Source organism: Sphingomonas echinoides ATCC 14820, from assembly GCF_000241465.1.
In the GTDB taxonomy this organism is placed as follows: domain Bacteria; phylum Pseudomonadota; class Alphaproteobacteria; order Sphingomonadales; family Sphingomonadaceae; genus Sphingomonas; species Sphingomonas echinoides.
In genome coordinates, this window is the sequence record NZ_JH584235.1 from 1,401,466 (window position 1) to 1,426,866 (window position 25,401).

At 63.6% G+C, this 25,401-nt stretch carries 23 protein-coding genes; 12 read left to right on the forward strand and 11 right to left on the reverse strand.

The genetic code is table 11. From position 1 onward, the window contains the following. Nucleotides 1–10: 10 nt before the first annotated feature. On the forward strand, nt 11–1,675 hold the full coding sequence (gene recN / locus ON00_RS06650; RefSeq protein ID WP_010404241.1) for a DNA repair protein RecN: 1,665 nt from the start codon (nt 11–13) through the stop codon (nt 1,673–1,675). Nucleotides 1,676–1,981: 306 nt separating this feature from the next. Here the strand turns inward: recN and ON00_RS06655 are convergent, their stop codons facing one another. After that, a complete protein-coding gene (locus ON00_RS06655) occupies nt 1,982–2,311 on the reverse strand; it encodes a hypothetical protein (RefSeq protein ID WP_010404243.1) in 330 nt (109 codons plus the stop codon). Between the two features lie 369 nt (nt 2,312–2,680). Between ON00_RS06655 and ON00_RS06660 the strand changes: the two genes are divergently transcribed. The 4 genes from ON00_RS06660 to ON00_RS06675 all read left to right on the forward strand — a co-directional run bounded on the left by ON00_RS06660 (nt 2,681) and on the right by ON00_RS06675 (nt 8,493). Then, complete coding sequence (locus ON00_RS06660) at nt 2,681–2,887, forward strand: cold-shock protein (RefSeq protein WP_010185321.1); 207 nt, start codon at nt 2,681–2,683, stop codon at nt 2,885–2,887. Between the two features lie 60 nt (nt 2,888–2,947). After that, nucleotides 2,948–3,175, forward strand: a complete 228-nt coding sequence (locus ON00_RS06665) for a hypothetical protein (RefSeq protein WP_231565191.1) — start codon at nt 2,948–2,950, stop codon at nt 3,173–3,175. A gap of 172 nt (nt 3,176–3,347) precedes the next feature. Next, the gene (gene ligA, locus ON00_RS06670) at nt 3,348–5,426 is read left to right on the forward strand and encodes an NAD-dependent DNA ligase LigA (RefSeq protein ID WP_010404249.1); all 2,079 of its coding nucleotides are present in this window, start codon (nt 3,348–3,350) and stop codon (nt 5,424–5,426) included. Between the two features lie 193 nt (nt 5,427–5,619). Beyond that, nucleotides 5,620–8,493 (forward strand): TonB-dependent receptor, encoded by a 2,874-nt coding sequence (locus ON00_RS06675; RefSeq protein WP_010404251.1) that lies wholly within the window; start codon nt 5,620–5,622, stop codon nt 8,491–8,493. An 86-nt stretch (nt 8,494–8,579) separates the two neighbouring features. Here the strand turns inward: ON00_RS06675 and ON00_RS06680 are convergent, their stop codons facing one another. Continuing rightward, nucleotides 8,580–9,176 carry an HD domain-containing protein gene (locus ON00_RS06680; RefSeq protein WP_010404253.1) on the reverse strand — a complete coding sequence of 199 codons (597 nt, stop codon included), beginning with the start codon at nt 9,174–9,176 and terminating at the stop codon, nt 8,580–8,582. Between the two features lie 118 nt (nt 9,177–9,294). Here ON00_RS06680 and ON00_RS06685 point away from each other — a divergent pair, with 118 nt between their 5' ends. Next, entirely contained in the window at nt 9,295–10,419 is a 1,125-nt protein-coding gene (locus ON00_RS06685; protein ID WP_010404255.1) for a sensor histidine kinase, read from the forward strand. Next, the gene (locus tag ON00_RS06690) at nt 10,416–11,216 is read left to right on the forward strand and encodes a LytR/AlgR family response regulator transcription factor (RefSeq protein WP_010404257.1); all 801 of its coding nucleotides are present in this window, start codon (nt 10,416–10,418) and stop codon (nt 11,214–11,216) included. The genes ON00_RS06685 and ON00_RS06690 overlap by 4 nt, the downstream gene beginning before the upstream one ends. 116 nt (nt 11,217–11,332) lie before the next feature. Here ON00_RS06690 and ON00_RS06695 read toward each other — a convergent pair whose 3' ends face one another. Together ON00_RS06695 and ON00_RS06700 are read right to left on the reverse strand one after the other, a co-directional pair. Beyond that, the gene (locus ON00_RS06695; protein ID WP_010404259.1) at nt 11,333–11,608 is read right to left on the reverse strand and encodes a DUF3297 family protein; all 276 of its coding nucleotides are present in this window, start codon (nt 11,606–11,608) and stop codon (nt 11,333–11,335) included. Nucleotides 11,609–11,701: 93 nt separating this feature from the next. Beyond that, nucleotides 11,702–12,115: a hypothetical protein gene (locus ON00_RS06700; RefSeq protein ID WP_010404261.1), complete on the reverse strand. Its 414-nt coding sequence runs from the start codon at nt 12,113–12,115 to the stop codon at nt 11,702–11,704. 142 nt (nt 12,116–12,257) lie between these two features. Here ON00_RS06700 and ON00_RS06705 point away from each other — a divergent pair, with 142 nt between their 5' ends. Together ON00_RS06705 and ON00_RS06710 are read left to right on the forward strand one after the other, a co-directional pair. After that, nucleotides 12,258–12,659, forward strand: a complete 402-nt coding sequence (locus ON00_RS06705; RefSeq protein WP_010404264.1) for an EVE domain-containing protein — start codon at nt 12,258–12,260, stop codon at nt 12,657–12,659. Nucleotides 12,660–12,666: 7 nt separating this feature from the next. Next, nucleotides 12,667–13,335, forward strand: a complete 669-nt coding sequence (locus tag ON00_RS06710; RefSeq protein WP_010404267.1) for a peptidylprolyl isomerase — start codon at nt 12,667–12,669, stop codon at nt 13,333–13,335. 221 nt (nt 13,336–13,556) lie between these two features. Here the strand turns inward: ON00_RS06710 and ON00_RS06715 are convergent, their stop codons facing one another. Next, nucleotides 13,557–14,204 carry an outer membrane protein gene (locus tag ON00_RS06715; RefSeq protein WP_010404269.1) on the reverse strand — a complete coding sequence of 216 codons (648 nt, stop codon included), beginning with the start codon at nt 14,202–14,204 and terminating at the stop codon, nt 13,557–13,559. A 199-nt stretch (nt 14,205–14,403) separates the two neighbouring features. Then, the gene (locus ON00_RS06720) at nt 14,404–14,679 is read right to left on the reverse strand and encodes a hypothetical protein (RefSeq protein WP_010404271.1); all 276 of its coding nucleotides are present in this window, start codon (nt 14,677–14,679) and stop codon (nt 14,404–14,406) included. A gap of 298 nt (nt 14,680–14,977) precedes the next feature. Here ON00_RS06720 and ON00_RS06725 point away from each other — a divergent pair, with 298 nt between their 5' ends. After that, nucleotides 14,978–16,918: an energy transducer TonB gene (locus ON00_RS06725; RefSeq protein WP_083834074.1), complete on the forward strand. Its 1,941-nt coding sequence runs from the start codon at nt 14,978–14,980 to the stop codon at nt 16,916–16,918. A gap of 49 nt (nt 16,919–16,967) precedes the next feature. On the opposite strand, the gene ON00_RS19800 is transcribed toward ON00_RS06725, so the two are convergent. The 4 genes from ON00_RS19800 to ON00_RS06745 form a co-directional block, all read right to left on the reverse strand. Further along, nucleotides 16,968–17,333 (reverse strand): hypothetical protein, encoded by a 366-nt coding sequence (locus tag ON00_RS19800; RefSeq protein ID WP_010404275.1) that lies wholly within the window; start codon nt 17,331–17,333, stop codon nt 16,968–16,970. Between the two features lie 100 nt (nt 17,334–17,433). Then, nucleotides 17,434–18,063, reverse strand: a complete 630-nt coding sequence (locus ON00_RS06735) for a TlpA family protein disulfide reductase (protein WP_245535539.1) — start codon at nt 18,061–18,063, stop codon at nt 17,434–17,436. Then, nucleotides 18,020–19,861, reverse strand: a complete 1,842-nt coding sequence (typA, locus tag ON00_RS06740) for a translational GTPase TypA (RefSeq protein WP_010404279.1) — start codon at nt 19,859–19,861, stop codon at nt 18,020–18,022. The genes ON00_RS06735 and typA overlap by 44 nt, the downstream gene beginning before the upstream one ends. A gap of 127 nt (nt 19,862–19,988) precedes the next feature. Next, nucleotides 19,989–22,358, reverse strand: coding sequence for a TonB-dependent receptor (locus tag ON00_RS06745; protein ID WP_010404281.1), 2,370 nt, complete (start codon nt 22,356–22,358; stop codon nt 19,989–19,991). Nucleotides 22,359–22,529: 171 nt separating this feature from the next. Here ON00_RS06745 and ON00_RS06750 point away from each other — a divergent pair, with 171 nt between their 5' ends. After that, nucleotides 22,530–23,729, forward strand: coding sequence for a toxic anion resistance protein (locus ON00_RS06750; RefSeq protein ID WP_010404283.1), 1,200 nt, complete (start codon nt 22,530–22,532; stop codon nt 23,727–23,729). Nucleotides 23,730–23,734: 5 nt separating this feature from the next. Further along, a complete protein-coding gene (locus tag ON00_RS06755; protein WP_010404286.1) occupies nt 23,735–24,433 on the forward strand; it encodes an HAD family hydrolase in 699 nt (232 codons plus the stop codon). Between the two features lie 24 nt (nt 24,434–24,457). Here ON00_RS06755 and ON00_RS06760 read toward each other — a convergent pair whose 3' ends face one another. Continuing rightward, nucleotides 24,458–25,291 (reverse strand): uracil-DNA glycosylase family protein, encoded by an 834-nt coding sequence (locus tag ON00_RS06760; RefSeq protein WP_281047986.1) that lies wholly within the window; start codon nt 25,289–25,291, stop codon nt 24,458–24,460. Nucleotides 25,292–25,401: the final 110 nt, after the last annotated feature.

Consider the following 25,401-nt stretch of genomic DNA (forward strand, 5'->3'; position numbering starts at 1 on the left):
CGGCAGACCCATGCTGATCTCTCTCGCCATCCGTGACGTCGTGCTGATCGAGGCGCTGGACCTGCACTTCGGGCAGGGCCTGGGCGTGCTGACCGGTGAGACCGGCGCGGGCAAGTCGATCCTGCTCGATGCGCTGGGCTTGGCGCTCGGCGCGCGCGGCGATGCCGGGCTGGTGCGGCAGGGGGCGACCCAAGCCGTGGTTACCGCCACTTTCGATACGCCGCACGCGACCGGGCCGATCGCCACCTTGCTCGGCGAGAACGGCTTCGACGTCGACCCCGGCGAACCGCTGATGATCCGGCGAATCGTCAAGGCAGATGGCGGCAGCCGCGCCTTCGTCAACGATCAGCCGGCCTCGGCTGGCCTGTTGCGCGAACTCGCGACCTATCTCGTCGAAATCCACGGCCAGCATGATGATCGCGGGCTGCTCAACGCGCGCGGGCATCGTGCGCTGCTCGACGCGTTCGGCCGGATCGACGCGAGCGCCACCGCCACTGCCTACAAGACCTGGCGCGACGCCGAGACGGCGCTCGCCACGGCGCACGCCACGATCGACACCGCCGCGCGCGACCGCGAATGGCTGGAACACGCAGTCGCCGAATTGCGCGCGCTCGCCCCCGAACCGGGCGAGGAGGAAGCGCTCGCCGAACGCCGCCGCACGATGCAGCGGTCGGAAAAGATCGCCGCCGATCTCGCCGCGATCGAAGGCTGGCTGGAGGGATCGGACGGCGGCCTGTCGCAGCTCCGCCAGGCGGCGCGCGTGCTGGAACGGATCGCCGGAGACCATGAGGCGCTCGCCGAAGCGCTGGCGGCGGTCGATCGCGCGGTGATCGAGGGCGCAGTCGCCGAGGAAAAACTGCGCGAGGCCAAGGCCGATCTCTGGTTCGATCCCGCCGCGCTGGAAGAGGATGAGGCGCGGCTGTTCGAACTGCGCGGCATGGCGCGCAAGCACCGCGTCCAGCCCGATGCGCTGGCCGACTTGGCCGCAGAACTCGCCGCCCGGCTGGAGGCGCTCGACGCCGGGGAAGAAGGCCTCGCCGCGCTCGAAGCCAAGCTCACCGCCGCCCGTGCCGCGTATGACAAGGCCGCCACCACGCTCAGCGCAGCGCGCAGCGCCGCCGCGCTACGGCTCGACGCTGCGGTCAAAGGCGAGTTGGTCCCGCTGAAACTCGACGCAGCGCGCTTCCGCACCGTCGTGGCCCCGGCGCCGGAAGAACAGTGGTCGGCAGCGGGCAAGGACCGCGTCGAATTCGAGATTTCGACCAACCCCGGCGCGCCGTTCGCGCCCTTGGTCAAGATCGCCTCGGGCGGCGAATTGTCGCGCTTCATCCTCGCGCTGAAGGTCGCGCTCGCCGAGCAAGGCGGGGCCGCGACGATGATCTTCGACGAAATCGACCGCGGCGTCGGCGGTGCGGTGGCCAGCGCAATCGGCGAACGACTCGCGCGGCTGGCCGAGGCCACGCAATTGCTGGTCGTCACGCACAGCCCGCAAGTCGCCGCGCGCGGGCAGCATCATCTGCTCATCGCCAAGAGCCATGACGGTACCGTCACCCGCACCGGCGTGACCCGGCTCGACGACGCCACCCGCCGCGAGGAAATCGCGCGCATGCTCTCGGGCGCGACGATCACCCCGGAGGCACGCGCCCAAGCCGATCGGTTGCTGGAAACGGCGTAACGCGCCAGCACCGGGAACCCGCAAACTCAGCGCCACCCCCGTCACCCCGGGTTTATCCCGGGGTCTGCCGTGCCACACCACCGCCGCCCGCAGAATCCGCATCGCAGTGGACCCCGGGATAAACCCGGGGTGACGGGGCGATGACGGACCGCATCCGCCTCTCTCCTTTCCCCGCCCTTTTCCTTCCCCGGCGAAGGCCGGGGCCCAGCAGCGAAGGTGTTTGCAAGCGAACGCAACGCACGCCTTCAGGCCGCTCCCAGCTGGGCCCCGGCCTTCGCCGGGGAAGGAGTAGGGGAAGCGCTGCCCTCAAAACGGCATCGTCACCGTGAACATGATGCGATTGGCGACCTTGCCATCGACGGTCCCGCCCCGTTCGGCGTGGAGATTGCCGCGCGCACCTTTGCCCAGATCGACCCCGATCCCCGGCCCGCCGACTTCGGCATATTTTTCGGGCAGCGGACGCGCGCGGAATTTCTCGGCTGCGTCACGGCTGCCGCACACCACGATGTCGCTTCCTGAGTCTGCCGTTGGACACGAGGCCGGATGCCAGGCGGCGGGCAAATCGACGCTCGCGCGACGTTGCGGCGGAGCGTCGGGCGGAGTCGTCTGTACCATTGCCAACATCGTCAGGATCATGATCGGCCCCTCTGCCGCAATGTTTCGCCGAGGCTAACCGGCTTCGTGCAGCGACACAATCCGCCCCTCCGCGCAATCCCCACGACATGTCCCGAACAACCTGCTATGGTGGGCCCATCGCGCGAGTCCGCTCCCAAGCATCGCGCGGCTGAGAGACCCACCGCGCTCCCGCTTGCCTGGCATCGGACTGGAGCTCGTGTCTCTCCCTTTCTTCTCTTTCGTCCAGCCTGCCCGCAGCGGAATTTCCGCGCGCGGCTGACGCCTTGTGATCGGATGCGTCGGCCGGGGCCGGACGTCGCATCCGTCTTCGATCTCGGCCCCATCCGGTACCGACGCTGCGGCGCGGCACCGGCACGTAAGGAATTAGATATGGCTATCGGCACCGTTAAGTTCTTCAACGCCGACAAGGGTTATGGTTTCATCGCGCCTGAGGGCGGCGGTGGCGATGCCTTCGTCCACATCAGCGCGGTGGAAGCCGCCGGCATGGCCACGCTCGACCGCGACCAGCGCGTTTCGTACGAGTTGGAAGAAGACCGTCGCGGCAAGGTTTCGGCCGTCCGGCTGGCGCAAGCCTGAGCCAATATGGGGTGTCGCTCATCGGCGGCACCCCGCTTTCTCGATCCGTTTCCCTCCTATTTGCGGAGATATCCCACGAACACCACCGCCCTGTTCTATCGCGACCGCGCCCGTCAGGCCGAGTCCGACGCGGCTACGGCCACCCTCGACAATGTTCGCGGCCGCTGGCTGCGCGCCGCCAAAGCCTGGGACGAAATGGCCAGCCGCGCGGAAAAGACCGCCGAGCGCCGTTCGACCAACGAAGAGGCCAAGCATCTCGCCGAGATGGACGCCAGCGAAGACGATTAGCCATTTTGCGTTTGCCGCGCGCGTTATGATGTCCTTGTACGGTTGACGAAAGCTCCGTCAAACCGACATTGGCGATTACATGACTCTCAAACCGAAAAAGAAGCGGCCAAAACCAGATACGAGCCGGTTGGCGGTTGCGCCGATCGAGGCGCAGCGAGAGCACGCTCGGCTAATGCTGGAGATCAAAGCGCATGATGATCGGTACTATGTCCACGACGATCCAACGATAAGCGACGCAGACTACGATTCGCTCAAGTTTGCGCTTCGTGCGCTAGAGCGTGATAATCCAGATCTTGCGGATCTGTTCGATCCGACTGCCGTTGTCGCAGGATCACCCGCCGCGCATCTCGCGAAGGCCCCGCATGCGCGGCCGATGACCAGCCTCGACAATGCCTTTACCGACGAGGATGTCGCCGATTTCGTCGGCCGCGTCCGCCGCTTCCTCGCTTTGCCCGAGGACGCACTCGTAGAACTCACCGCCGAACCCAAGATCGACGGCCTGTCCTGTTCGCTGCGCTATGAAAGCGGGCAGCTCGTCCAGGCGCTCACCCGCGGCGATGGGCAGGTGGGCGAGGATGTCACCGCCAATGTCCGCCACATCGCCGACATTCCGCAAAGCCTCCCCGCCGACGCGCCGGCGATCTTCGAGGTGCGCGGCGAAGTGTATATGGCCAAGGCCGATTTCGCTGCCCTCAACGCGCGCCTGCTCGCCGAGGCCGAGGGCACCGGCAAGGACGCGCGCCAATTCGCCAACCCGCGCAACGCCGCCGCCGGATCGCTGCGCCAGAAAGACGCCTCGGTCACCGCGACGCGGCCCTTGCGTTTCTTCGCCTGGGGCTGGGGTGAGGCGAGCGCGCTGCCCGGCGACACGCAAAGTGCGGTAATCGCCGCAATCAAAGCCTGGGGCTTCCCCGTGGCGCAGGGGTTCGCCCATGCCGCCACCGCCGCCGATGCGCTTGCCGTCTATCGCGGCATCGAACATCAGCGCGCCGACCTGCCCTTCGATATTGACGGCGTGGTCTACAAGCTCGACCGGCTCGACTGGCAAGCGCGGCTGGGCACGGTGGGGCGCACCCCGCGCTGGGCGATCGCGCACAAATTCCCCGCCGAACGCGCCGAGACGACCTTGCTCGCGATCGATATCCAGGTCGGTCGCACCGGTGCGCTCACCCCCGTCGCGCGGCTGGAGCCGGTCACCGTCGGCGGCGTCGTCGTCGCTAATGCGACGCTGCACAATGCCGACGAGATCGAGCGGCTCGGCGCGCGCGTGGGGGACCGCGTCGTGCTGCAGCGCGCGGGCGACGTCATCCCGCAAATCGTCGATGTGCTGACTCGCGCCGAGGACCGCCCGGCCTTCGTCTTCCCGACCCTTTGCCCCGAATGCGGCTCGCTCGCCGAGCGCGGCGAGGGCGAAGTGGTGGTGCGCTGCACCGGCGGGCTGATTTGCCCGGCGCAGCGCGTCGAGCGGCTGATCCATTTCGTCTCGCGCCACGCCTTTGACATTAGCGGGCTGGGGCTGGTGCGGATCGAGGAGTTTTTCCGCGACGGCCTGATCGCGTCCCCCGCCGACATCTTCCGCCTGCACGAACATCGCGACGCGCTGGTCACCCGCGACCGCATGTCGGAACTGGTCGTCGACAAATTGCTCGCGGCGATCGACCTGCGCCGCAAAATCGGGCTCGACCGCTTCCTATTCGCGCTCGGCATCCGCCATGTCGGGGAAATTACCGCACGTGACCTGGCGCGACGCTATGTGAGCATGGCGGCCTTTTCCGAGATGATCGAGAGCGTGCTGGCGGTCCGCGCCGAGCTTGTCCCCGCATTGGGCGAGACCGACCTGAAATTCGTCGTGCGCCGTGGCAAGGCGCTCGCCGCCGCGATCGAAACGGCGGGGATCGGCCCCGAAGTCGCCGATGCCCTGATCGAATTCTTTGCAGAACCGCACAATCGGGAGGTGGTGACGGCGCTGCTGCGCGAGGTGGAGCCGCTCGATATCGTCCACGAAACCCGCGAATCCCCTGTCAGCGGCAAGACGGTCGTGTTCACCGGCAGCCTGGAGACGATGAGTCGCGACGAAGCCAAGGCCCAAGCGGAGGCGCTTGGCGCGCGCGTGTCGGGCTCGGTGTCGGCCAAGACCGATCTGGTCGTGGCTGGGCCGGGCGCGGGCTCAAAGCTGAAAAAGGCCGCAGAATTAGGCATTTCCGTCATCGACGAAGCGGGCTGGGCGGAGATTGTTGCGGCTGCGGGCTGAGAACACCCGGCTGGGTTACCCCCCGCAGTGTGATGCCATTTTGCAACGCATCATAACTCATTTTTAATGATTCATGAACAGCTACCTCGACTGTCACTTAACCGAAATATATCCCGTGCATGGGCTCGCTGCGACGGGGCGACACGAGCCAAGACGCCATTCGCCGGTTGTTTGTAGTCTCAGGGGAAATATGATGAAAACGAAGTTGTTCACGAGCGTGGCGTGTGCCGCGCTGCTGATTCCGGGCGCGGCCTATGCCCAGTCGACCGGGTCAGTGGACTTCGAAAAAGGTACTGCGGACATCGTCGTCACTGCGCGTGCCAGCAAGGGCATTGACGGTATCCAGTCGCCCAACACCACCAAGGCCAAGGGCGTCCTGACTCAGGAATTCATCGCCAAGCAGACCCCTGGCAACTCAATCCTCGATACGATCAACAACCTGCCGGGCGTCAGCTTCCAGAATAACGATCCGTTCGGTTCGGCTGGCGGCACGCTCACCATCCGTGGTTTCGACTCGTCGCGCATCTCGCTGACCTTTGACGGTATCCCGCTGAACGACACGGGCAACTATGCGCTATATTCGAACCAGCAGCTTGACCCCGAGCTGATCGATCAGGTCAACGTCAACTATGGCTCGACCGACGTCGACAGCCCCTCGGCATCGGCTTCCGGTTCGACCGTCAACTATCGCACGGTCAACCCCACCGACGATTTCGGCGCGCGCCTCGAAGGCTCGTACGGCGAGTATAACTTCTTCCGTATCTTCGGCAAAGTCGACACCGGCGTGTTCACGCCCTTCGGTACCAAGGCTTGGTTCTCGGCCAGCCACGCTGAGAACAACGTCGTTTTCAACAACTTCGGCAAGATCGACAAGCAGCAGTATAACGGCAAGATCTATCAGCCGATCGGCAGCAATGGCGATTTCATCTCGGTCTCGGGCAACTACAACGAAAACCGCAACAATTTCTTCGGGTCTGCCCCGCTGCGCTATGACAACAACGTCCTCTCGCAGATCACCAAGCCGAACGCTGGTGCGCCGGTAGCCGGCACCGCGACCGATCCGACCATTTCGACGTTGAACCCATTCCTGGTGGTTGGCGCGGGTCGCACCGCCGGTACCAACGGCGCAATCAACCGCTTCCCGCTGGGTCGTGGCGAACTGCCCTATTCGATCGCGCGCTGCCAGATCGCTCCCGGCACCGCCGGTGTCGCAGACTCTCCTGCAAACGTGGTCGCGCCGGGCGCTTCCAACAGCGGCATCGCTTGCGGCACCAGCTTCGACGAGCGGTACAACCCGTCGAACACCGGCAGCATCCGTATCAACTCGCGCTTCACGTTCGCCCCAGGGCTCGTCCTGACCGTCGATCCGAGCTATCAATACACCAAGGCCAATGGCGGCGGCACGGTGGTTGCCCGCGAGGGCACGCGCGACATCAACCCTGCAGGTCCGACCCCGGCGTCACCGGCCAACACGGCCACCCCGACGCAGTGCGTCACCGCACCGACGACCGCTGGCTATAATTGCGTGCCCGGCTATTTCGGTGGCTTCCCTTACATCGGCAAGGACCTGAACGGCGACGGCGATCTGCTTGATACCGTCAACGTCTTGGCACCCAGCCAGACCCAGACGCGCCGCTACGGCGTGATCGCTTCGCTGCGCTACGACATTACCCCCGAGCATACGATCCGCGTCGGCTACACGCTCGATTACGGTCGTCATCGCCAGACCGGCGAAATCGGGTATCTCCAGCAGAACGGCGCGCCGTTCGACGTGTTCCCTGTGAACAACCCGATCCTGGGCTCCAACGGCTATCCGCTTGAAAAGCGCGACCGTCTCTCGCTGGCGATCTTGAACCAGGGCTCGGCCGAATATCGTGGTGAGTTCTTCGACAAGAAGCTGGTCATCGACCTTGGCGTGACCGCAAAGTTCTTCAAGCGCGATCTCACCAACTACTGCTTCACCAGCAGCTCTGGCGGTTTCGTGGAATGCTTCGGACGCGACGCGGCGCTCCAGGCGGCTCTGGCAGGCTACAACCCCTACAGCTACACCCCCGCGAGTGGTACGACGCCAGCTAGCGTCACCGGTTGGGCAGCCCCGCAACACCGCGTTTATAACTACAGCCGCGTGCTGCCGAGCGCCGGGTTTACCTACAAATTCGATCCCGCCTTCTCGATCTATGCCAACTACTCGAAGGGCATCCAGGTCCCCGGCACAGACAACCTCTACAACGCGTTCTACTTCCCCCAAAGCGCGCCCCAGGCTAATCCAACCCCGGAAACGACCGATAACTTCGACGCCGGTCTTCGTTACACCAGCAGCACGCTTCAGGCGCAGGTTGGGCCGTGGTACACGCGCTTCACCAACCGTCTGGCGGGTGCGTACGACCCCGACACGCAGACGACCTTCTACCGCAACCTTGGGCGGGTGGATAAATATGGTGTTGATGGCAGCGTCACCTATCGCCCGATCCGCGAAGTCACGCTCTATGCATATGGTTCGTACCTGAAGTCGGAAATCAAGAACAACGTTGCGCTCGGTACCTGCGCGAACACCCAGACAATCAACTGCACCAGCGTCGGTCAGCAGATCTATGCACTGACCGCCGGCAAGCGCGAATCGGGTGCGCCGGTCTACACCTTTGGTGGCCGCATTCAGGGCGACTTCGGTCCGCTTGAAATCGGTCTGCAAGCAAAGCGTACCGGTCCGCGTTACTATAACGACCAGAACTTGCCGAACCTGCAGTGCACGGCTTCGCTGGTGAACCAGATCTGCCCGACGCTGGCAAACACCAGCACGACGACAGCTTTCACCGGCACCCGCGGCTTCGAATATCAGGTCGCCCCGTCCAAGAGCCCGGCATACACGCAGGTCGACATCGACGTGCGCCTGGCGATGGGTTGGGCTGGTCTGAACGACAAGACCTACCTGCAGCTCAACGTCCAGAACGTGTTCAACGCCTTCTACGTTGGCGGCTTCTCGGGCGGTTCGACCTCGACCTACAACGTACCCTTCGTCCAGATCGGCAGCCCGCGCGCTGTTGTCGGAACGCTCAACGTAGCGTTCTGATCTGGCTCGATTGGTCTAAAAAATTGGCCGCCGTCCCCTGGGACGGCGGCCAATTTTTTAACTCTGCGGCCCGTCCGGCGTGAACGTCAGCTCGCCCCTGCTTCCGCCACCTTCGCATAAATCGAAGTGATCGGCCGCGCGAACACCCGGCCCACCATCGGCTCGAAGAAGGCCAGCGGCGCGCTGTCGTAATTCGGATCGAACGCGGCCTGGTCGTATTTCTCGCAAAACTCGGCGCAGGCCTCGAAATGCGGATGGCCGCGGTACGATTCGCGCATGTCGCGGTCGCCGCCGATGTAATGGAAGAAATAATAGCCCTGGAACACGCCGTGCGTGTTGGCGATCCAGTGCAGTTGGTCCGACACGAACGGACGCAACATCGCCGCGCCGATCTCGGGATGATTGAAGGTCCCCAGCGTGTCGCCAATGTCGTGCAACAGCGCCATCACCACATAGGCTTCATCGCGACCATCACGGTGCGCGCGCGTTGCGGTCTGCAGCGAATGTTCGAGCCGATCGACCGGGAAGCCACCATAATCGCCGTCCAGCAACTGCAAATGCGTCAGCACCCGTGCAGGCAAGCCCTTGGCGAAATCGGCGAAATGGCCGGAGATGATGGTCCAGTCGGCCTGGGTGCCATGCTCCATCGCGCTGAAGCGCGCGCGGTCGGGCTGATGGTTCATGCGGCTCTCTCCTCTCGTCTTCCTCCCCTTGTGATGAAGCGGGAGGGCCCGCGTTATCGCGGTGGCACGGACGATAGCGTACTTTGCGCATCGCTCCCAGCCGGGCTAAGACGGCCGCATGTCGCTTCCCCCCCAACCCGCGATCCTGTCGCGGCCGTTCTTCGAAGACAAGAACCGCGCCTTCTGGACGCTGCAGGCGGCCGGGTGGACCGGCTATCTGATCCTGCGCAGCGTTTCGAGCATTTCCAACGCCAGCGATATGACCAGCATGGTGCCGGTCGTGATCGAATCGATCGTGGGCTACAGCATCACGCTCTTGCTCTCGACGCTGTATCATTATTACCGCCGCCAGCCGCGTTTCGCGATGGCGATCCTGACGGTGCTGACACTCGCCGCCGCGACGTTGGTCTATGCGGTGCTCGACGCCTTTTCGTTTTCCTTCATCAACGCGCGCAATCCGGGGCTCAACATCGGGCTGGTATTGGGCACGATCTTCCTCAACTTCACCGTGCTCGCCGGGTGGACCGCGCTCTATTTCGGCATCAATTTCTATCTGATCGTCGAGGATCAGATCGACCAGCTCGCAGCGCTTGAGAACACCGCCTCGTCCGCCCAGTTGGCGATGCTGCGCTATCAGCTCAACCCGCATTTCCTGTTCAACACGCTCAACTCCATCTCGACGCTGGTGCTGCTGAAAGAGACCGAGCGCGCCAATGCGATGCTCGGGCGGCTGTCCTCCTTCCTGCGCTATACGCTCGCCAACGAGCCCACCGCCAACGTGACGGTGGTGCAGGAGTTCGAGACGCTGAAACTCTATCTCGAAATCGAGAAGATGCGCTTCGAGGACCGGCTGCGCCCGAGCTTCGAGCTCGACCCGCGCGTCGCCAAGGCGCGGCTGCCCTCGCTGCTGCTGCAACCCCTGGTCGAGAACGCAATCAAATATGCGGTGACGCCGCAGGAAGACGGGGCCGAAATCGCGGTGACCGCGCGGCTTGCCGGAGATCGGGTGCAGATCGTCGTATCCGACACCGGCCCCGGCTTGAACGAAAGCCGCGGACGGCCGAGCGTTTCTACGAGCCAGCCCCTTTCAACCGGGGTCGGGCTTGCCAATATCAGGGAGAGACTGGCCCAGGCTTATGGGCCGGACCATAGATTCGAGACACGATCGATCCCGGGGGGCGGTTTCGGGGTCGAGATCGAAATCCCGTTCCAGCTCGAGGAACCGAAGAAAGAGGCCGCATGACGATCCGCACCATCCTCGTCGACGACGAAAAACTGGCAACCCAGGGCCTCGCCCTGCGGCTGGCCGCCCATGAAGATGTGGAGATCATCGATACCTGCCAGAATGGCCGCGAGGCCATCCGCTCGATCAAGACCAACAAACCCGACCTCGTTTTTCTCGACATTCAAATGCCCGGCTTCGACGGCTTCTCGGTCGTCCAGGGCCTGATGGAGGTCGAACCCCCGCTGTTCGTGTTCGTAACCGCTTATTCCGACCATGCGCTGAAAGCGTTCGAAACCGACGCGGTGGATTATCTGATGAAGCCAGTCGAAGAGAGCCGCCTGGCCGACACGCTCGACCGCGTGCGCCAGCGCCTGACCGAAAAGCGCGGAATCGAGGAGGTCGACCGGCTGAAGGAAGTGATCGCCGAGATCGCACCGGATTCGGTTGAGACACTCACCGATGGGGGCGAGCAGGTCTCGTCCAACCGTTTCGAAAAGCTCATCAACATCAAGGATCGCGGGCAGATCTTTCGCGTCGATGTCGACACGATCGAACTGATCGAGGCGGCCGGCGATTATATGGTGATCAAGACCGGCGACAATTCGCTGGTGCTGCGCGAGACGATGAAGGATCTCGAACGCCGCCTCGACCCGCGCCGCTTCCAGCGCGTCCATCGCTCGACCATCGTCAACCTCGACCTGGTCAAGGAAGTGAAGCCGCACACCAATGGCGAATGCTTCCTGGTGCTGCAGTCGAACGCGCAAGTGAAAGTCTCGCGCAGCTATCGCGACGTGGTCGCGCGCTTCGTCCACTAAACCCAAACACCGTCACCCCGGGCTTGTCCCGGGGTCCACCCCTGCCAACAACAATCGCGCGCAGAACACGCGCACGGTGGATGCCGGGACAAGCCCGGCATGACGGTTATTTTGCGTTACGCGTCGCTCGCTTCGTCCGTGCCCTCGGCCGGCCGCTCGAACCACGCCTCGACCTCACCCGACAGCTTCAGCGTCAGCGGCTGGCCGTGGCGGTCGACCTTCTTGCCCAGGGCAACGCGGATCCAGCCTTCGGAGCGGCTATATTCCTCGACATCGTGACGCTGCGCGCCCTTGAAGCGGATGCCGATGCCGCGCGACAGCGCCGCCTCGTCATAATGCGGGCTGCGCGGGTTGGAGGACAGGCGGTCGGGGGGAAGATCGGTATCGGTCATAATCCCGGCTCATGGCGCAAAATCCGCGTCCACGCCAGATACGAAAACGGCGCGGAACCGAAGTTCCGCGCCGTCTCGATCGTCCCGCAGCGATCAATCGCAGACGCGGACGCGGACCCAATCGTCATAATAACGGTCATAACGCCGCTCGACCCAGCACCGATCATAGCCGCGGCTGTAACGATAAGCGTAATAGCCATCATTGGGATAGTAGCCGTGGCTGCGATAGTAACGGTCGTCATAATAAGCGTCATAGCCACGATCGCGGTAATAGGCGTCGCGATAGCGGTCGTTATTGTGCGACGCGATCGCCGCGCCGACCGCCAGACCGGCAATGCCCGCCACGATCGCGGTGCCGGTGCCGTCATTATGGCCGTAATAGCGATGGCCCCAGCCACCGCCGTGCCAGCCACCACCCCAGCGCTGCGCCTCCGCCGGAGCCGCCGCCGTCAACGCGGTCGCGCCGAGCGCCGCCGCGAGACCGATCTTCTTCAACAGGCTGTTCATCTCGAATCTCCTCACTCCAGCAGCCCTGCATGCATCGCCCAATAACGCATTGGTGGACTAGCTTGTTGCAACCCATAAGCGAGTCGCCCTGAATATGGGCGGAATGGCGTGTTTACCCGGTGTTCAGCGAAGGAATATGGCAATGGCGCATTGGCTGCTCAAGTCCGAACCCGAGAGTTACAGCTGGCAGGATCTGCTGGCCGAAGGCAGCACCGAATGGACCGGCGTGCGCAACGCCGCTGCCGCTTCGCACCTGAAGGCAATGCAAGTCGGCGACCGCGCCTTTTTCTACCATAGCGGCGGCCCCAAGGCGATTGTCGGCACGGTCGAGATTACGCGCACCGCCCAGCCCGATGGCGACGATCCGCGCTGGGTGTCGGTCGCGGTCAAGCCGCTCGCCACTTTGCCACGGCCCGTCCCGCTGGCGACGATCAAGGCGACGCCGGGGCTTGCCGATCTGGCGATGCTGCGCCAGTCGCGGCTGTCGGTGTCGCCGGTGCGCGATGCAGAATGGGCGACGCTGCTGGCGCTGGGTGAAGGGTAAGGGTTTGATGCGGGTTCGCGCGTTGCTGTTGATCGGGGCGTTTGCGCTCGCCACCGCCGCAAAGGCTCCCCCAGCCCCAACGCCTGCCCGTGAACCGGCGACCGTGCGCGTGCGGCTGGTGACGGGCGCAGGGCCGATCGTGATCGCACTCGACGCCCGCCACGCCCCGGCGACGGTCGCCAATTTCCTCGCCTATGTCGATGATGGCCGGTTCGAGGGCACCAGTTTCTACCGCGCGACGCGCCGCAAGACCGCGCCCAAGACCGGCTTCGTGCAAGGCGGCATCGGCACCGATGCGCACCGCATGCTCGGGCTGGTGCCGCTTGAGCCGACCAGCCAGACCGGGATCAAGCATCTCGACGGCGTGCTGTCGATGGCGCGCTATGACCGCACCGATTCGGCGACCGGCAATTTCTCGATCATGGTCGGCCCCAACCCTTCGCTCGACGCGCGACCCGGTTTTGTCGGCTATGCCGCCTTCGGGCGGGTGATTGCGGGGATGGACGTGGTCAAACGGATGCTGGCCGAGCCGACCTCTCCCGGCGGCGAGGGAGCGTTTAAGGGCCAATTGATGGTCAAGCCGATCCCGATCCTGCGCGCCGAGCGGCTCGACGGCACGCCCAAGCCAACCGGCGCGCCCAAAGTGTGGCAAATGCTGAGGGGCGTGAAGCGCTAGAGTCTTATGTTGAGGGAGAATCCACCTCCGTTCACCCTGAGCCTGTCGAAGGGCCCCCTCGGCAAGCGATGTGTGCGCGTAAACGGGGGGGCTTCGACAAGCTCAACCCGAACGGATTTTGGGCGATCCTGCTGGGGAGGACGTCAGGCTCGCCCCCGCACGCAAAAAAGGCGGGGAATGTCGCCATTCCCCGCCCCTTCCGACACGCTAAGCCGTAAGACTTAGAAGTGCGTGATCAGGCCCATCATCGGGCGGAAGCTGTGGAAATCACCATAGGTGTTCACTTCGGCACGGATGCGGACGCCGGCATTGCCGGTGATGCCCTTCAGGCCGATGTCCTTGGGGCCGAACTCAGTGCCGATCCCGTAGGTGATGTCGCCATACTGCTTCTTTCCGGTATTGCCGGTCGACAGAGCCGAATAATGGTCGAACTCGACCCACTGATAGCCGACCTTGCCGTAGAACATGCCGCTGTCACCAGCGCGCACGCCGAACCGGCCAGCCGCGCCATATTCCCAGTTGATGTTGCCGGACACGCCCTTGGCAAGATTGCCTTCCGCGCCAACGAACACCGGCCCCAAAGGCACGTTGATACCCGCCACGCCCTGCACCAGTGCGCCCGCGAGGCGATAGCCGCGGCGCAGCGAGCCATCGGCGTTCAGCGCCTGCGGAATGCCGTGGTTGCGCTCGTTATCGAACTGTTCCCAGCCACCCATCACGCCAATGTAAGGCTCGATGCCGAAAGCGCGCGAGCCGTCGGGTGCGGTCGGCGTGGTGTCTGCCGGCGCGGCCGGTGCGGCGTCCTGCGCGAAAGCGGGAACGCTGACGAAAGCCGCCAGGGCAACGGCGGCGAGTTTGAAAGTACGCATAATAAGGACCTTTGTTCGACTGTTAGGGGTGCCGACGATCGCGTCGGTGTCCCGCAGCCGACCCAACAAGGGTCACCGCGCTAAGTTGCACTGCAGCAAGGATAAAGTCTCGAACACCCGTTTCGTCACATATCTGCAACAGTTTCTTGCTGCAGGATGAACGAAACGGGCGCTTTCCAAGCGCGCTTGGTCGGCGCGGTCAGGCTTTATGCGCGTAAAGCGAGCACCAGCCCGATGGCGCGATATCGCCTGCGACCAGCTTGCACCCCTTGGGAGCCTGCCATTGCAGGCACGTATCGCAACGCGCCTTGCCCTTGGGCTGCGGCTGATAATGCACGGCCTTTTGCGGCAGCTTGGTCGCAGCAGCCGCCGGCGCAGTGGCGACAGCGCCCACCAGCAACGCCCCACCACCGGCCGCGGCAAGCGACAGGAGCCGACGGCGCGACAGATCGACGGATTTCGGATCGGTGGACATAACTGCTCCTGTGGTGCTGGTTGCTTGGCGGCGAGAACCGCCGCCGTCGCGAGTGCAGCGCGACGGCGACGCGCCCCCGCACGCGCTATGCGCCCGGCTGCGAACGGAGCGAAAGCTGCGGAAGTTACGTAGTTGAACCCGGCGCAACGGATGCTGCCGCAAGAAACCGGTATTGCCCCCTCCGCACCGCGTCCGGCAATGGCACCGGCTGGCAAGCAAGCCTTTACAACAAAACGCTTTGCCACAGATTTGGTGCTGCTACGGTTAGCGTGTAGCCGGGCGGATTGGCGGGGGCATCATGCGGAAATACGAAATAGCTGCTCTGTTTTGCGGCGTAACCGCAGTGTGGCTCTCGCCCGCACTCGCTCAGCAAGCAGTGCAGACGCCGCAAGCGCTTTTCAACGCAGCGCAGGCCGCCTCCGAGCAAGGCGACTGGCCCAATGCGGTCACAGGCTTCCGCGCAGCGCTGGCGGCGGTCAAGCCAACCGCGCGGTCGGCCCCCGTCATCCACTCGCGCCTCGCCAATGCGCTGCAGCAAACCCGCAATTTGGCGGCGGCCGAACAGGAAGCGACGCTTTCGGTCCGTGGCTTTGCCGCGCAAAATGTGGTGAAGGACGACGATCTGTCCTTTGCGTATTTTCTGTTGGGAAACATCCATCGCGGTGGCCCCGACAACGAGCATGCGATCGCCGAATATCAGCAAGCGCTGGCCTCCGCAGTCGATACCACCTCCGCCGCCTTGATGCCGCTGCGCTACGGCTTGGCGCTGGCCACCATCACGGCAAAGCCCGATCTTACCGCCAGTGCAATCGACGCGATTCTGGCGGACCAAACCTATCTGAAGACGCTGCCGAAAACCGATCAAGCCGATCTTTACAGCTTGCGCAGCTTGGCGGATCTCAATCGCGGGCAGGCCAAGGCGGCGGCAGGCTATATCGAAAAGGCGCTCGACCTTACGGGGCGCACGACGACCAAGGTGACGCTCCGGCAAGTTCGCGTTCGTGGCAACGCGGCGTTGGTCTATTCGCGGCTGGGCAATCAGGAGAACGTCCGTCAATATCTGACCTATTCCGGTGCGGGGCATGTCCCGGATTCTGACTGGCTGTTGGCGGCCGAAAAGAAGCTACCCGTATGCGACGATCAGGTTGGCCCCACGGATTTTGCCGTCGTCGAATTTTCGATCGGGGATGACGGGCAAGCCATCGGGGCAAATGCGGTGTACGCAAGCCGCCCCGGACCCGTTGGTGCCGTGTTCGCCACCGCCGTTAAGGGCTGGCGATGGCAGCCGGAGGTTCTGGCCAAACTCAATGCATTTTGGCGCAGCTCGATCCGCGTCGAGGTGCGCTGCGTCAAGCAGCCCCCATTGCTTGATCTCAGCGATTCCTTCCGCGATGCGACCGCTGCCTGGCTGACCAAAGCCGGCTATGATCCGAGCTTGTCGAAGTCGGCCTTCAACCCGACTGCTGCTGCCGCCGGAACATTGCCCGCCATGCTGGCGGCGTTCTGGAAAGCGAATGGCGATCGCGCGGCAGCGGCGAGCAAGCTCGATGCCGCCTTGGTCTCGGCGAAAGCACCGATCGAGGTGCGCGGATTTTTTCTCTTCGTGGCCGCCGCCCCGCAACACGGGGAGTCCAGGCGCGCCTACGCGCTCGCCCATGCCCGCAATTTGACCGCCGCGCTGCAGACGCTCGACCATCAGGTTGGTGCCGAGCGGGTGCAGGCGTGGCTGCAAACCGAAATTGCTCTCGCTCTCGAAACCGGGAACGCCCTGCCGGCCGCGCGAACGACGCTGCAAAGGGTAGTGGCGACACCGACAACGGCGCTTGGCGGGGACGATCCGATCCGCAGCATAGCCGTTCTACATCTGGCGCTGATCGACAAGCGCTCGGGCAACGCCGCCCTTGCCGACCAGCGAATCAAGGACGCCGGGATCGATGCCGAACAATGTTCGCTGCTCGACGTGCGCCCGGTGCCGCGCAACACCGACATTTCCAGTTCCGCCTTTCCGACTGAAGCGATGCGGTGGCATTTCGAGGGCAATGTGCGCGAGGCCTTCGACATCGGCCCTGACGGGCGGGTCGAGAACGTCCGCACGGTTTTGTCCTATCCGCCCTTCGTGTTCGGCTCGGCGACCGAAAAAGCCGTCGCCCAATTCCGCTACCTGCCGCCGACGCTCGACAACAAGGTGCTGGGTTGCGTGGGGAAGACGGTCAACGTGAACTACCGTTTGCCGGAGTAGGGGATCGACTCACGACGCCGGTCCGGTCGCTAACGCTCAACAGCGGACCCTACGACGCTTCCTTATTGGTCGGGGCGACCAACGTGGCTATCTGACCGGCAGCGGCCGAAAGTAGAGCAGCGGGAAAGGCGAGTCCGACGAGAAAGAACAGACCAACGACCAAGAGCGGGCCGGTCCCCGAATTTAGCAGCATCACTGGAAGCTGCGCAAATATTATGATCACACCGGCGGACCATCCCCACAACCGCAGCCAGAAACCGCTTACGGCGGAAGCCGCTAAGGCGACGGGATACCATTTGGTCAAGAAGTCCGCGGCGTCCCAAGGCTCGTTGGCACCGGTCATGTCGCAGACCATTCGCCAGTAGAGCAACGCGAAGGCGGAAATTGTCACCAAAAGGACCGAGCGAAAGAGCATCTTGTCACCGTCTCACGCCGAAGCGGGCTTCACAAGTCTTCCTTGGCAGTCGAGCGGTTAGGTCCTCTTCCCACCAATCTCCGCCGTTTCCTTTATGGGTTCACTTTCCAAGGCCCGGTAGCGACGCGAACAAGGCGTCAATCTCCCCCGGCTTGAAAGCGCCGCCCTTGACCAGAACCAAACGGCCTTGTGCGTCGATGACGAACGTCGTCGGCACCGCGTTGTTGCGCGGTCGGTAGCCGCCAGAAACAGCCGTCGCGACGGGAATGCGCATCGCGGTGGCCTGTCGTGCCAGCATGTGCGGATCTGCGGGATGCTCCGCATTGATGGCGAACACCGCGACATGCTCGGGACCGTAGCGCAAAGCGGCAGCCTCAAGCTCCGCCAGTTCCCGCTTGCATGGCGCGCACCAGCTCGCCCAGAAATTCAGCACCACCACCTTGCCGCGCAGCGTGGCCGAACCCACCTGAGCGCCCGTCAGCAGCGTCAGCGTGAAGTCGGGTGCCAGGGCCGGCTCGCCCGCACTCGCCGTCGGCAAAGCGGCAAGCGCTGCCGCGCCCAGAATAATCCCAAGGGCACGGACGGATAGAGCAGGCTTGTCCATCTTCATGCCGACCTGAAGCCCCCCAACAAAAAGGCCGGACGCTTGCGCGCCCGGCCCCTTCGGTATCATGCTCTCGCGTCGCTTACGACTGCTTCGCGCGGCTCGCCCGCTTGCGCTCGTTGGCATCGAGGAAGCGCTTGCGCAGTCGGATCGACTTTGGCGTCACTTCAACCATCTCGTCATCGTCGATATAGGCGATCGCCTGCTCGAGCGTCGCGCGCTTCGGAGGCGACAGGCGGACCTGGTCGTCCTTGCCGCCGCTCGCGCGGAAGTTGGTCAGCGCCTTGGTCTTCATTGGGTTGACTTCGAGATCGTCGGGCTTGGCGCTCTCGCCGACGATCATGCCCTCATAGAGCGCCTCGCCATGACCGACGAACAGGATGCCGCGCTCTTCGAGCGGACCCAAAGCGTAGTTATTGGCTTCGCCGGCACCGTTCGAGATCAGCACGCCATTCTTGCGGCCTTCGATATTGCCCTTGTGCGGGCCGTACTTCTCGAACAGCCGGTTCATGATGCCGGTGCCGCGCGTGTCCGACAGGAACTCGCCATGATAGCCGATCATCCCGCGCGACGGGGCCGAGAAGGTGATGCGCGTCTTGCCGCCAACTGATGGCCGCATGTCGGTCATCTCGGCCTTGCGGATGTTCATCTTCTCGACGACCGTGCCCGAATATTCGTCGTCAACGTCGATGATGACGGTTTCATACGGCTCGGTCTTGTTGCCATGCTCGTCTTCGCCGAACAGCACGCGCGGACGGCTGATGCCGAGCTCGAAGCCCTCGCGGCGCATCGTCTCGATCAACACGCCGAGCTGAAGCTCGCCGCGGCCAGCGACTTCGAAGCTGTCCTTGTCGGCTGCTTCGGTCACCTTCACGGCGACGTTCGATTCGGCTTCGCGGAACAGGCGCTCGCGGATCATGCGGCTGGTCACCTTGGTGCCCTCGCGGCCCGCCATCGGCGAATCGTTGACGGCAAAGCGCATCGACAGCGTCGGCGGATCGATCGGCTGGGCGTGGAGCGGCTCGGTCACGCTGGTGTCGGCGATCGTGTCGGCGACGGTCGCGATGGAGAGGCCGGCCAGGCTGATGATGTCGCCAGCCTTGGCTTCGTCGACCGGTACGCGATCGAGGCCGCGGAACGACATGATCTTCGACGCACGGCCGGTCTCGACGATCTTGCCGTCGTTATTGAGCGCGTGGATCGGCTGGTTGAGCTTGACCACGCCCGAATTGACGCGGCCGGTGAGAATGCGGCCCAGGAACGGATCGCGATCGAGCAGCGTGACGAGGAAGGTGAACGGCACGCCGGCGACTTCCACCTTGGGGGCGGGAACGTGGCTGACGATCGTCTCGAACATCGGGATCAGCGTGCCTTCGCGCGCGTTCATATCGGTCGAGGCATAGCCGTTGCGGCCCGAGGCGTAGAGCACGGGGAAATCGAGCTGCTCGTCATTCGCGTCCAGCGACACGAACAGGTCGAACACTTCGTCGAGCACTTCCTGGATGCGCGCGTCGTTGCGGTCGACCTTGTTGACGACGACGATCGGCTTCAGGCCCAGCGCCAGCGCCTTGCCGGTGACGAACTTGGTCTGCGGCATCGCGCCTTCCGACGAATCGACCAGCAGGACGACGCCGTCGACCATCGACAGGATGCGCTCCACTTCACCGCCGAAATCGGCGTGGCCGGGCGTGTCGACGATGTTGATGCGGATGCTCTCGGATTCACCCGGCGGGGTCCAGTCGACCGAGGTCGGCTTGGCGAGAATGGTGATGCCACGCTCTTTTTCGAGATCGTTCGAATCCATCGCGCGCTCTTCGACGCGCTGGTTGTCGCGGAAAGTGCCGGACTGGCGGAAGAGCTGATCGACCAGAGTTGTCTTACCATGATCGACGTGTGCGATGATGGCCACGTTGCGGAGGCTCATGTCTGTCTCGTTACAAAATCGGGAAAAGGATCGCGTGCCCCTAGCCGAAACGGTGCGGTGCAACAAGGCCGGGCAGCACACAGTGCTACCCGGCCCTTCACGATCAGGGTTGAACGCCTCGCGGCGATCAGAACTTGCCGCTGACTTCCACGCCGTAAACGCGCGGTTCGCCACGGATATAGGTTGGAATACCGAAGCCGCCACCGGTGTTGCCGGCGTCGATCAGATATTTGCGGTCGAGCGCATTGCGCGCGAAACCGCCGATCTGGTAGCGCCCGCCCGCCAGTTCGACGCCCGCCCGGACGTTGACCAGCGCATAAGCGCCCTGGCTGATCGGCTCGGAATTGGGCAGCTCGAAATATTCCTTGCTCTGATAGGTCGCCGATGGCGTGGCGTAGAAGGTCATGTTTCGGGCCGGTACGCGCAAGGTTGCGCCGCCCGAAGCGCTATATTTCGGCTGCAGGCGGAACTGCGCGCCCGAATAGACGCCATAAGCCGGGTTGTTGGCGATCTTGCCATCGACATAGGCGAAGTTGCCGAACAGCTGCAGCAGCGAGTTGACCCGCCAATTGCCCTCCAGCTCGACGCCGGGGTTCTGCGCCTTGCCCGCGCTTTGCGTGGTGGTCTTGCCCGCGCCGTCGGTGACGGTCACCTGGAAACCGTTATAATCCTGGTAGAACACGCCGAGCGACCCGCTGAACGCGCCGATCTTGGCCTTGATACCGCCCTCATAATTCCACACGACTTCATCGGGCACGACCTGCAGGCTGGGCACCGCCACGCCGCCCGAAGTCGCCGCCGACAATTGCACCACCGGCGAGCGGCGGCCTTTGCTGATCGTGGCATACAGGTTGATGCCATCGGTCAAGCGATACAGCGCGTTGAAGCGCGGCAGGATCGCCGAGAAGCTGCGCTGCGCGGTGAACTTGACGCCGCCCGTGCTGACCGTCGGCAATAACGGCACGCCGGCAAGCACCGAATTGGGCTGCACCGAGCTGTAGCCCGACTTGCGCTTCTCGATCAGAATGCGCGCACCGGCGGTCAGTTCGAGCCGCGGCGTCGGCAGCCAGGTGCCGTCGGCGAAGACCGAATAGGTGTCGTTGGTGCCGTAATTGGTGAAGACCGAGGAATAGGGAATCGCGGTCGCGGCACCGCGCGTCAGCAGCGCGGTCGCCCCCGCTGCGGCAACGGTGCCGTTGGGCAGGACGCAGCCCGGGCCGCTCGGGATACCGGCCGCGAGCAAGGCAGCGCGGGTCGCGGCGGGCAAGGCACCGGCGCAGGTCAGATAGGTCCCTTCTTCGGTGGAGAAGGGCACGCGCTGAAGATTGTTTTCGAAGAACGCGTTCCAGCCGAACGACGCGCGGTAGGTGGTGCCGGTGAAGTTGAAGCGGCCTTCATGGCTATATTGGTCGCCGCGCGCGTCCTCGGCAAATTCCAGATACCAGGCCGGGCCGCCATCGGCGTCGAACACTTCGTTGCTGTTGAACTTGCGATAGCCGTTGACGGTGGTGAAGCTGACCCCGGGGGCCAGTTCCGCCGTCAGCGTGAAGTTGGCATCATAGACGTCGCGCTTCAGGCCGAGCTTGGAGCCACCCAGCACTTGCGCGCTATAGGGCGAGCCCGACAGTTCGGCATAGCTATAGTCGCCGCCATTGCCGCCCGTCGGCGCTTGCGCGCGCGAGCGGAAGGCCGTGCCGGGGTTGCGCTGGCCGTCATAGGTCAACACCAGCGTGGCGGTGAGCGCATCGGTCGGTGCCCAGCGCAACGAACCGCGCAGGCCGCGCTGATCCTGACCGTTGAGATCGTCCTGCTTGGTCTTGCCCTGATTCTGGTTGGGCACATTGGGATCGCCGGCGATGTTGCGGACGAAGCCATCATGATATTTGTAGGCGAAGGCGAGGCGCGCCGCGAGCGTGTCGTTGCCGACATTGACGAAGCCCGACACCTGCCCGCGATTGTAATTGCCGTAGGATGCGATGATTCCGGCGGAGGTTCCGGCCTTGGGCCGGGCCGAGATGATGTTCACCGCGCCAACTGCGGATGCGGTGCCGAACAGCGTCGCCTGCGGCCCCTTCACGACTTCAATACGCTCAAGATCGAACAGATCCTGATACGCGCCACGCGTGCGAGAGATGTCGACGCCGTTATAGTACAGCGAAACGCGCGCGCCCTGCTGCGCCGAGCCGCTATCCGAAGTGATGCCACGGATCACGAAGCCGGGGTTGTTGTCGCTTTGCTCCTGAATGCGCAGGCCGGGAACGTACATCGCCACTTCGGCGAGCGAGTTGACCCCCAGCGTTTGCATCTGTGCGCCGGTCAGCGCCGACACCGTGATCGGTACGTCCTGCAGCTTCTGCTCACGCTTCTGCGCGGTGACGATGATGTCGCCGCCCTGCGCCTCGGGCGTCTCTGCTGCGGTGGCCGACTGGGCGAGCGCCGCCGTCGACGAGCAACCGAGAAGGACGCCCGCAAAAGCGAGCGAGAAGGAACGACGCATCGATAACCCCTTTTGTTTTACGAAATTTGTTGCGGTGCGGTATCGAGCCTGAGCGTCGGATTCGGGTCTTTTCCGTGACGCTTCCGTGACAATAGTGTATTATAAAAACGATACACTTGAACCGCGCGACGATCCGTTTCATTTAAGGGCATCCCCGGCTGGAGTGACGACATGGCGACCGCTGCCGATAGCGAAACGACCCCCCTGGTACTGACCCCGCCTGACCCCGTGGCGGTGCTCGCGCCCGAAAAGGCGGTGGGGCTGGTCCCGGTCGAAGATGGCGTGCGCACCAAACTGCAAGCCAAAGTCGCCGATTTCGTCGATGATCTCGTCGCGCAGGATGTGAACTCGCCCGAATTCGGCAAGCGCGTCGATGCCATTTCGGCGATGGGGCAAAAAGAAATCCGCGCCGCCGCCGATCAGTCGAACCGCTTTCTCGATCGTCCGGTCAAGGCAATGGACGGCGAAACCGGGATCGGCGCGGACCTCACCGAACTGCGCCGCACGATCGAAAAGCTCGATCCTTCGGTCAACGGCAAGCTGATCTCAGGGCGCGGCTTGCTGAGCAAGGTCTTTGGTGGCGGCATCAACACCTATTTCGACAAATACCGCTCTTCGCAGTCGCACATCTCGGCGATCCTCAAGACGCTTGCGCGCGGCAAGGAGGAGCTGTTGATGGACAATGCCGCGATCGACACCGAACGCGCCAATCTGTGGACCGCGATGGGGCGGCTCGAACAGATGATCGTGCTCTCCAAGGAAATGGACGCGCGGCTGGAAGAGAAAGCGGGCGACCTCGACCATAGCGATCCGGCCAAGGCCAAGGCGATCCGCGAAAGCGCGCTCTTCTATGTCCGCCAGCGCACGCAGGATCTGCTCACGCAAATGGCGGTGACGGTGCAGGGCTATCTCGCGCTCGATCTGGTCAAGAAGAACAATGTCGAGTTGGTGAAGGGCGTCGATCGCGCCTCCACCACCACCGTCTCCGCGCTGCGCACGGCAGTCACGGTGGCGCAGGCGCTCGCCAACCAGAAACTGGTGCTCGACCAGATCACCGCGCTCAACACCACCACCGCCAACATCATCGATGCGACCGGCAAGCTGCTAAAGTCGCAGACCGCGACCATCCACGAACAGGCCGCCGCCTCGACCATCCCGGTCGAAACGCTGCAGCGCGCTTTCCAGAACATCTATGACACGATGGACGCGATCGACAGCTTCAAGCTGAAGGCGCTCGATTCGATGAAGGCGACGGTCGGCACGCTCTCGAACGAAGTCGAAAAGTCGAAGGGCTATATCGCCCGCGCCGAGGGTGCCGCGCAGAACCGTCTGTCCGGCCCCGACGCAACCTTCAAGCTGGAAGCGGAGTAACCCCCGTGACCGATGTCGATCGCCAGATCGCGCGCGCCGGCGAATTGCTCGAGCGCACCCGCGCCGGTCGCGAGGCGCTGGTCAAGCGGCGGCGGCAAGGCACCGCCATCACCAGGCGTCTCACCCTGGTGGCGGGCGCGGATCTGGCGATTGTGGTGGCGGCGATCGCGATCGGCTGGTTCGTCCCGCTCGGCATGGGCGGCGCGCTGCTGGTCGGCGCGGTGCTGGTGGCGGTCACGCTGTTCCTGCTGTTCGCGACGCTGACGCCTGCGGTGCGCGCCGAGCAACTGACGCAAGTGCCGCTGAAAGCGCTGCCGCTGATGACCGAGCAATGGCTCGATACCCAGCGCAAGCTCCTGCCAGCCCCGGCGCAGACGCTGGTCGATGGCATCGGCGTAAAGCTGGAAACGCTGTCGCCGCAACTCGCCACGCTCGACGAACGCGAACCCGTCGCTGCCGAAGTGCGCAAGCTGATCGGCGAGCAATTGCCCGAACTGCTCAAAGGCTATGCCAAGGTCCCCCCGCCCCTGCGCGGCGTCGCGCGCAACGGCAAAAGCCCCGACGCGCAACTGGCAGACGCGCTGAAGCTGATCGATGACGAGATTGGCGAAATGTCGGCACAGATCGCCCAAGGGGATTTGGACTCGCTCGAAACGCGCGGGCGCTTCCTGGAGATCAAATATCGCGATGACGGCGCGGTATAGCCGCCTTGAGAAGCGGCGCTGCGCTTAAGGCGCGCTCCAGATGATCTGGCTTTCGAAATTGGGGGCCGCGCCGCGCTGGCTTTGCGTGCCGCCGCCCGCGCCGTGCCAGGCCGGCAAACCGAAGGGAAGGTCGCGCCGCGGTATGTCGAGGTGCGGCATCGCCCCGCTCGTGCTGTAGGGCGTCGTATCGACATGGCCATCGCTGTCGGGCGCGATCACATTTTGCGCCGCCGCAAGATGGCTGTTCCAGTTCGCCGCAACCCCGCTCGGCGCGGTTGGGTGGGTCAAATGGATGATCGGCAAACTCCCCCGTCCCGGCCAATTGAGCGCGCAGTTATTAGCATGCGAGCCGAAGGCGATAATCGCGGTCAACGGGTTGGTCGCCTGGGCGTGATCGAACAGGCTGTTGCGATACGCCATGATCGTCGCCTCGGTCTCGCTAACGGCCCCGCCGGAGAGCGACGTACTTTGAACGCCGAACAAAAAGCTGTTGAACATCAGATAGGATCGCGTGAGCCCCAGCTTGCCGAGGAAATGCTGCGCGATTTGCCCGGCCTGACCGACAAAGATGCGTTGCGCCAAAATCTCGTCCGTCGAGGGATCTTGTCCAATCACCAGAACACGCGCCGTCCCATCCAATCGACCGCGATAAAAGACCGGACCGAAGCGCGTGTGAAATGGTGCCTGAGGAAAGGTAACATAATGATCGACCGGTGCAGTTTGAAACAAGCGCTCCCAGCTACAGTTAGGGCCCGGATCATATTGTGGATAAAATAGCGCACAGATGATACGATCGATTGCGACAGGGTTGAGCTTTTCAATAGCTCCCGGCTGGAATATTGCGTGGAGATCCTTCACGGCAAATCCTCCTCAATCGTTATCGTCGATCGAGTCGGATCTATAACAAAAATATACTTTTGCAGCAATCGGCAACGTCATCATGATTGCACGCTATATTTTGAATGGAG

What these genes read in the sequence shown, in the direction of transcription:
- recN (WP_010404241.1), top strand. Translation starts at nt 11, where the DNA reads ATGCTGATCTCTCTCGCCATCCGTGACGTCGTGCTGATCGAGGCGCTG.
- ON00_RS06655 (WP_010404243.1), bottom strand. Translation starts at nt 2,311, where the DNA reads ATGATCCTGACGATGTTGGCAATGGTACAGACGACTCCGCCCGACGCT.
- ON00_RS06660 (WP_010185321.1), top strand. Translation starts at nt 2,681, where the DNA reads ATGGCTATCGGCACCGTTAAGTTCTTCAACGCCGACAAGGGTTATGGT.
- ligA (WP_010404249.1), top strand. Translation starts at nt 3,348, where the DNA reads ATGCTGGAGATCAAAGCGCATGATGATCGGTACTATGTCCACGACGAT.
- ON00_RS06675 (WP_010404251.1), top strand. Translation starts at nt 5,620, where the DNA reads ATGAAAACGAAGTTGTTCACGAGCGTGGCGTGTGCCGCGCTGCTGATT.
- ON00_RS06680 (WP_010404253.1), bottom strand. Translation starts at nt 9,176, where the DNA reads ATGAACCATCAGCCCGACCGCGCGCGCTTCAGCGCGATGGAGCATGGC.
- ON00_RS06685 (WP_010404255.1), top strand. Translation starts at nt 9,295, where the DNA reads ATGTCGCTTCCCCCCCAACCCGCGATCCTGTCGCGGCCGTTCTTCGAA.
- ON00_RS06690 (WP_010404257.1), top strand. Translation starts at nt 10,416, where the DNA reads ATGACGATCCGCACCATCCTCGTCGACGACGAAAAACTGGCAACCCAG.
- ON00_RS06695 (WP_010404259.1), bottom strand. Translation starts at nt 11,608, where the DNA reads ATGACCGATACCGATCTTCCCCCCGACCGCCTGTCCTCCAACCCGCGC.
- ON00_RS06700 (WP_010404261.1), bottom strand. Translation starts at nt 12,115, where the DNA reads ATGAACAGCCTGTTGAAGAAGATCGGTCTCGCGGCGGCGCTCGGCGCG.
- ON00_RS06705 (WP_010404264.1), top strand. Translation starts at nt 12,258, where the DNA reads ATGGCGCATTGGCTGCTCAAGTCCGAACCCGAGAGTTACAGCTGGCAG.
- ON00_RS06710 (WP_010404267.1), top strand. Translation starts at nt 12,667, where the DNA reads ATGCGGGTTCGCGCGTTGCTGTTGATCGGGGCGTTTGCGCTCGCCACC.
- ON00_RS06715 (WP_010404269.1), bottom strand. Translation starts at nt 14,204, where the DNA reads ATGCGTACTTTCAAACTCGCCGCCGTTGCCCTGGCGGCTTTCGTCAGC.
- ON00_RS06720 (WP_010404271.1), bottom strand. Translation starts at nt 14,679, where the DNA reads ATGTCCACCGATCCGAAATCCGTCGATCTGTCGCGCCGTCGGCTCCTG.
- ON00_RS06725 (WP_083834074.1), top strand. Translation starts at nt 14,978, where the DNA reads ATGCGGAAATACGAAATAGCTGCTCTGTTTTGCGGCGTAACCGCAGTG.
- ON00_RS19800 (WP_010404275.1), bottom strand. Translation starts at nt 17,333, where the DNA reads ATGCTCTTTCGCTCGGTCCTTTTGGTGACAATTTCCGCCTTCGCGTTG.
- ON00_RS06735 (WP_245535539.1), bottom strand. Translation starts at nt 18,063, where the DNA reads ATGCCAACGAGCGCAAGCGGGCGAGCCGCGCGAAGCAGTCGTAAGCGA.
- typA (WP_010404279.1), bottom strand. Translation starts at nt 19,861, where the DNA reads ATGAGCCTCCGCAACGTGGCCATCATCGCACACGTCGATCATGGTAAG.
- ON00_RS06745 (WP_010404281.1), bottom strand. Translation starts at nt 22,358, where the DNA reads ATGCGTCGTTCCTTCTCGCTCGCTTTTGCGGGCGTCCTTCTCGGTTGC.
- ON00_RS06750 (WP_010404283.1), top strand. Translation starts at nt 22,530, where the DNA reads ATGGCGACCGCTGCCGATAGCGAAACGACCCCCCTGGTACTGACCCCG.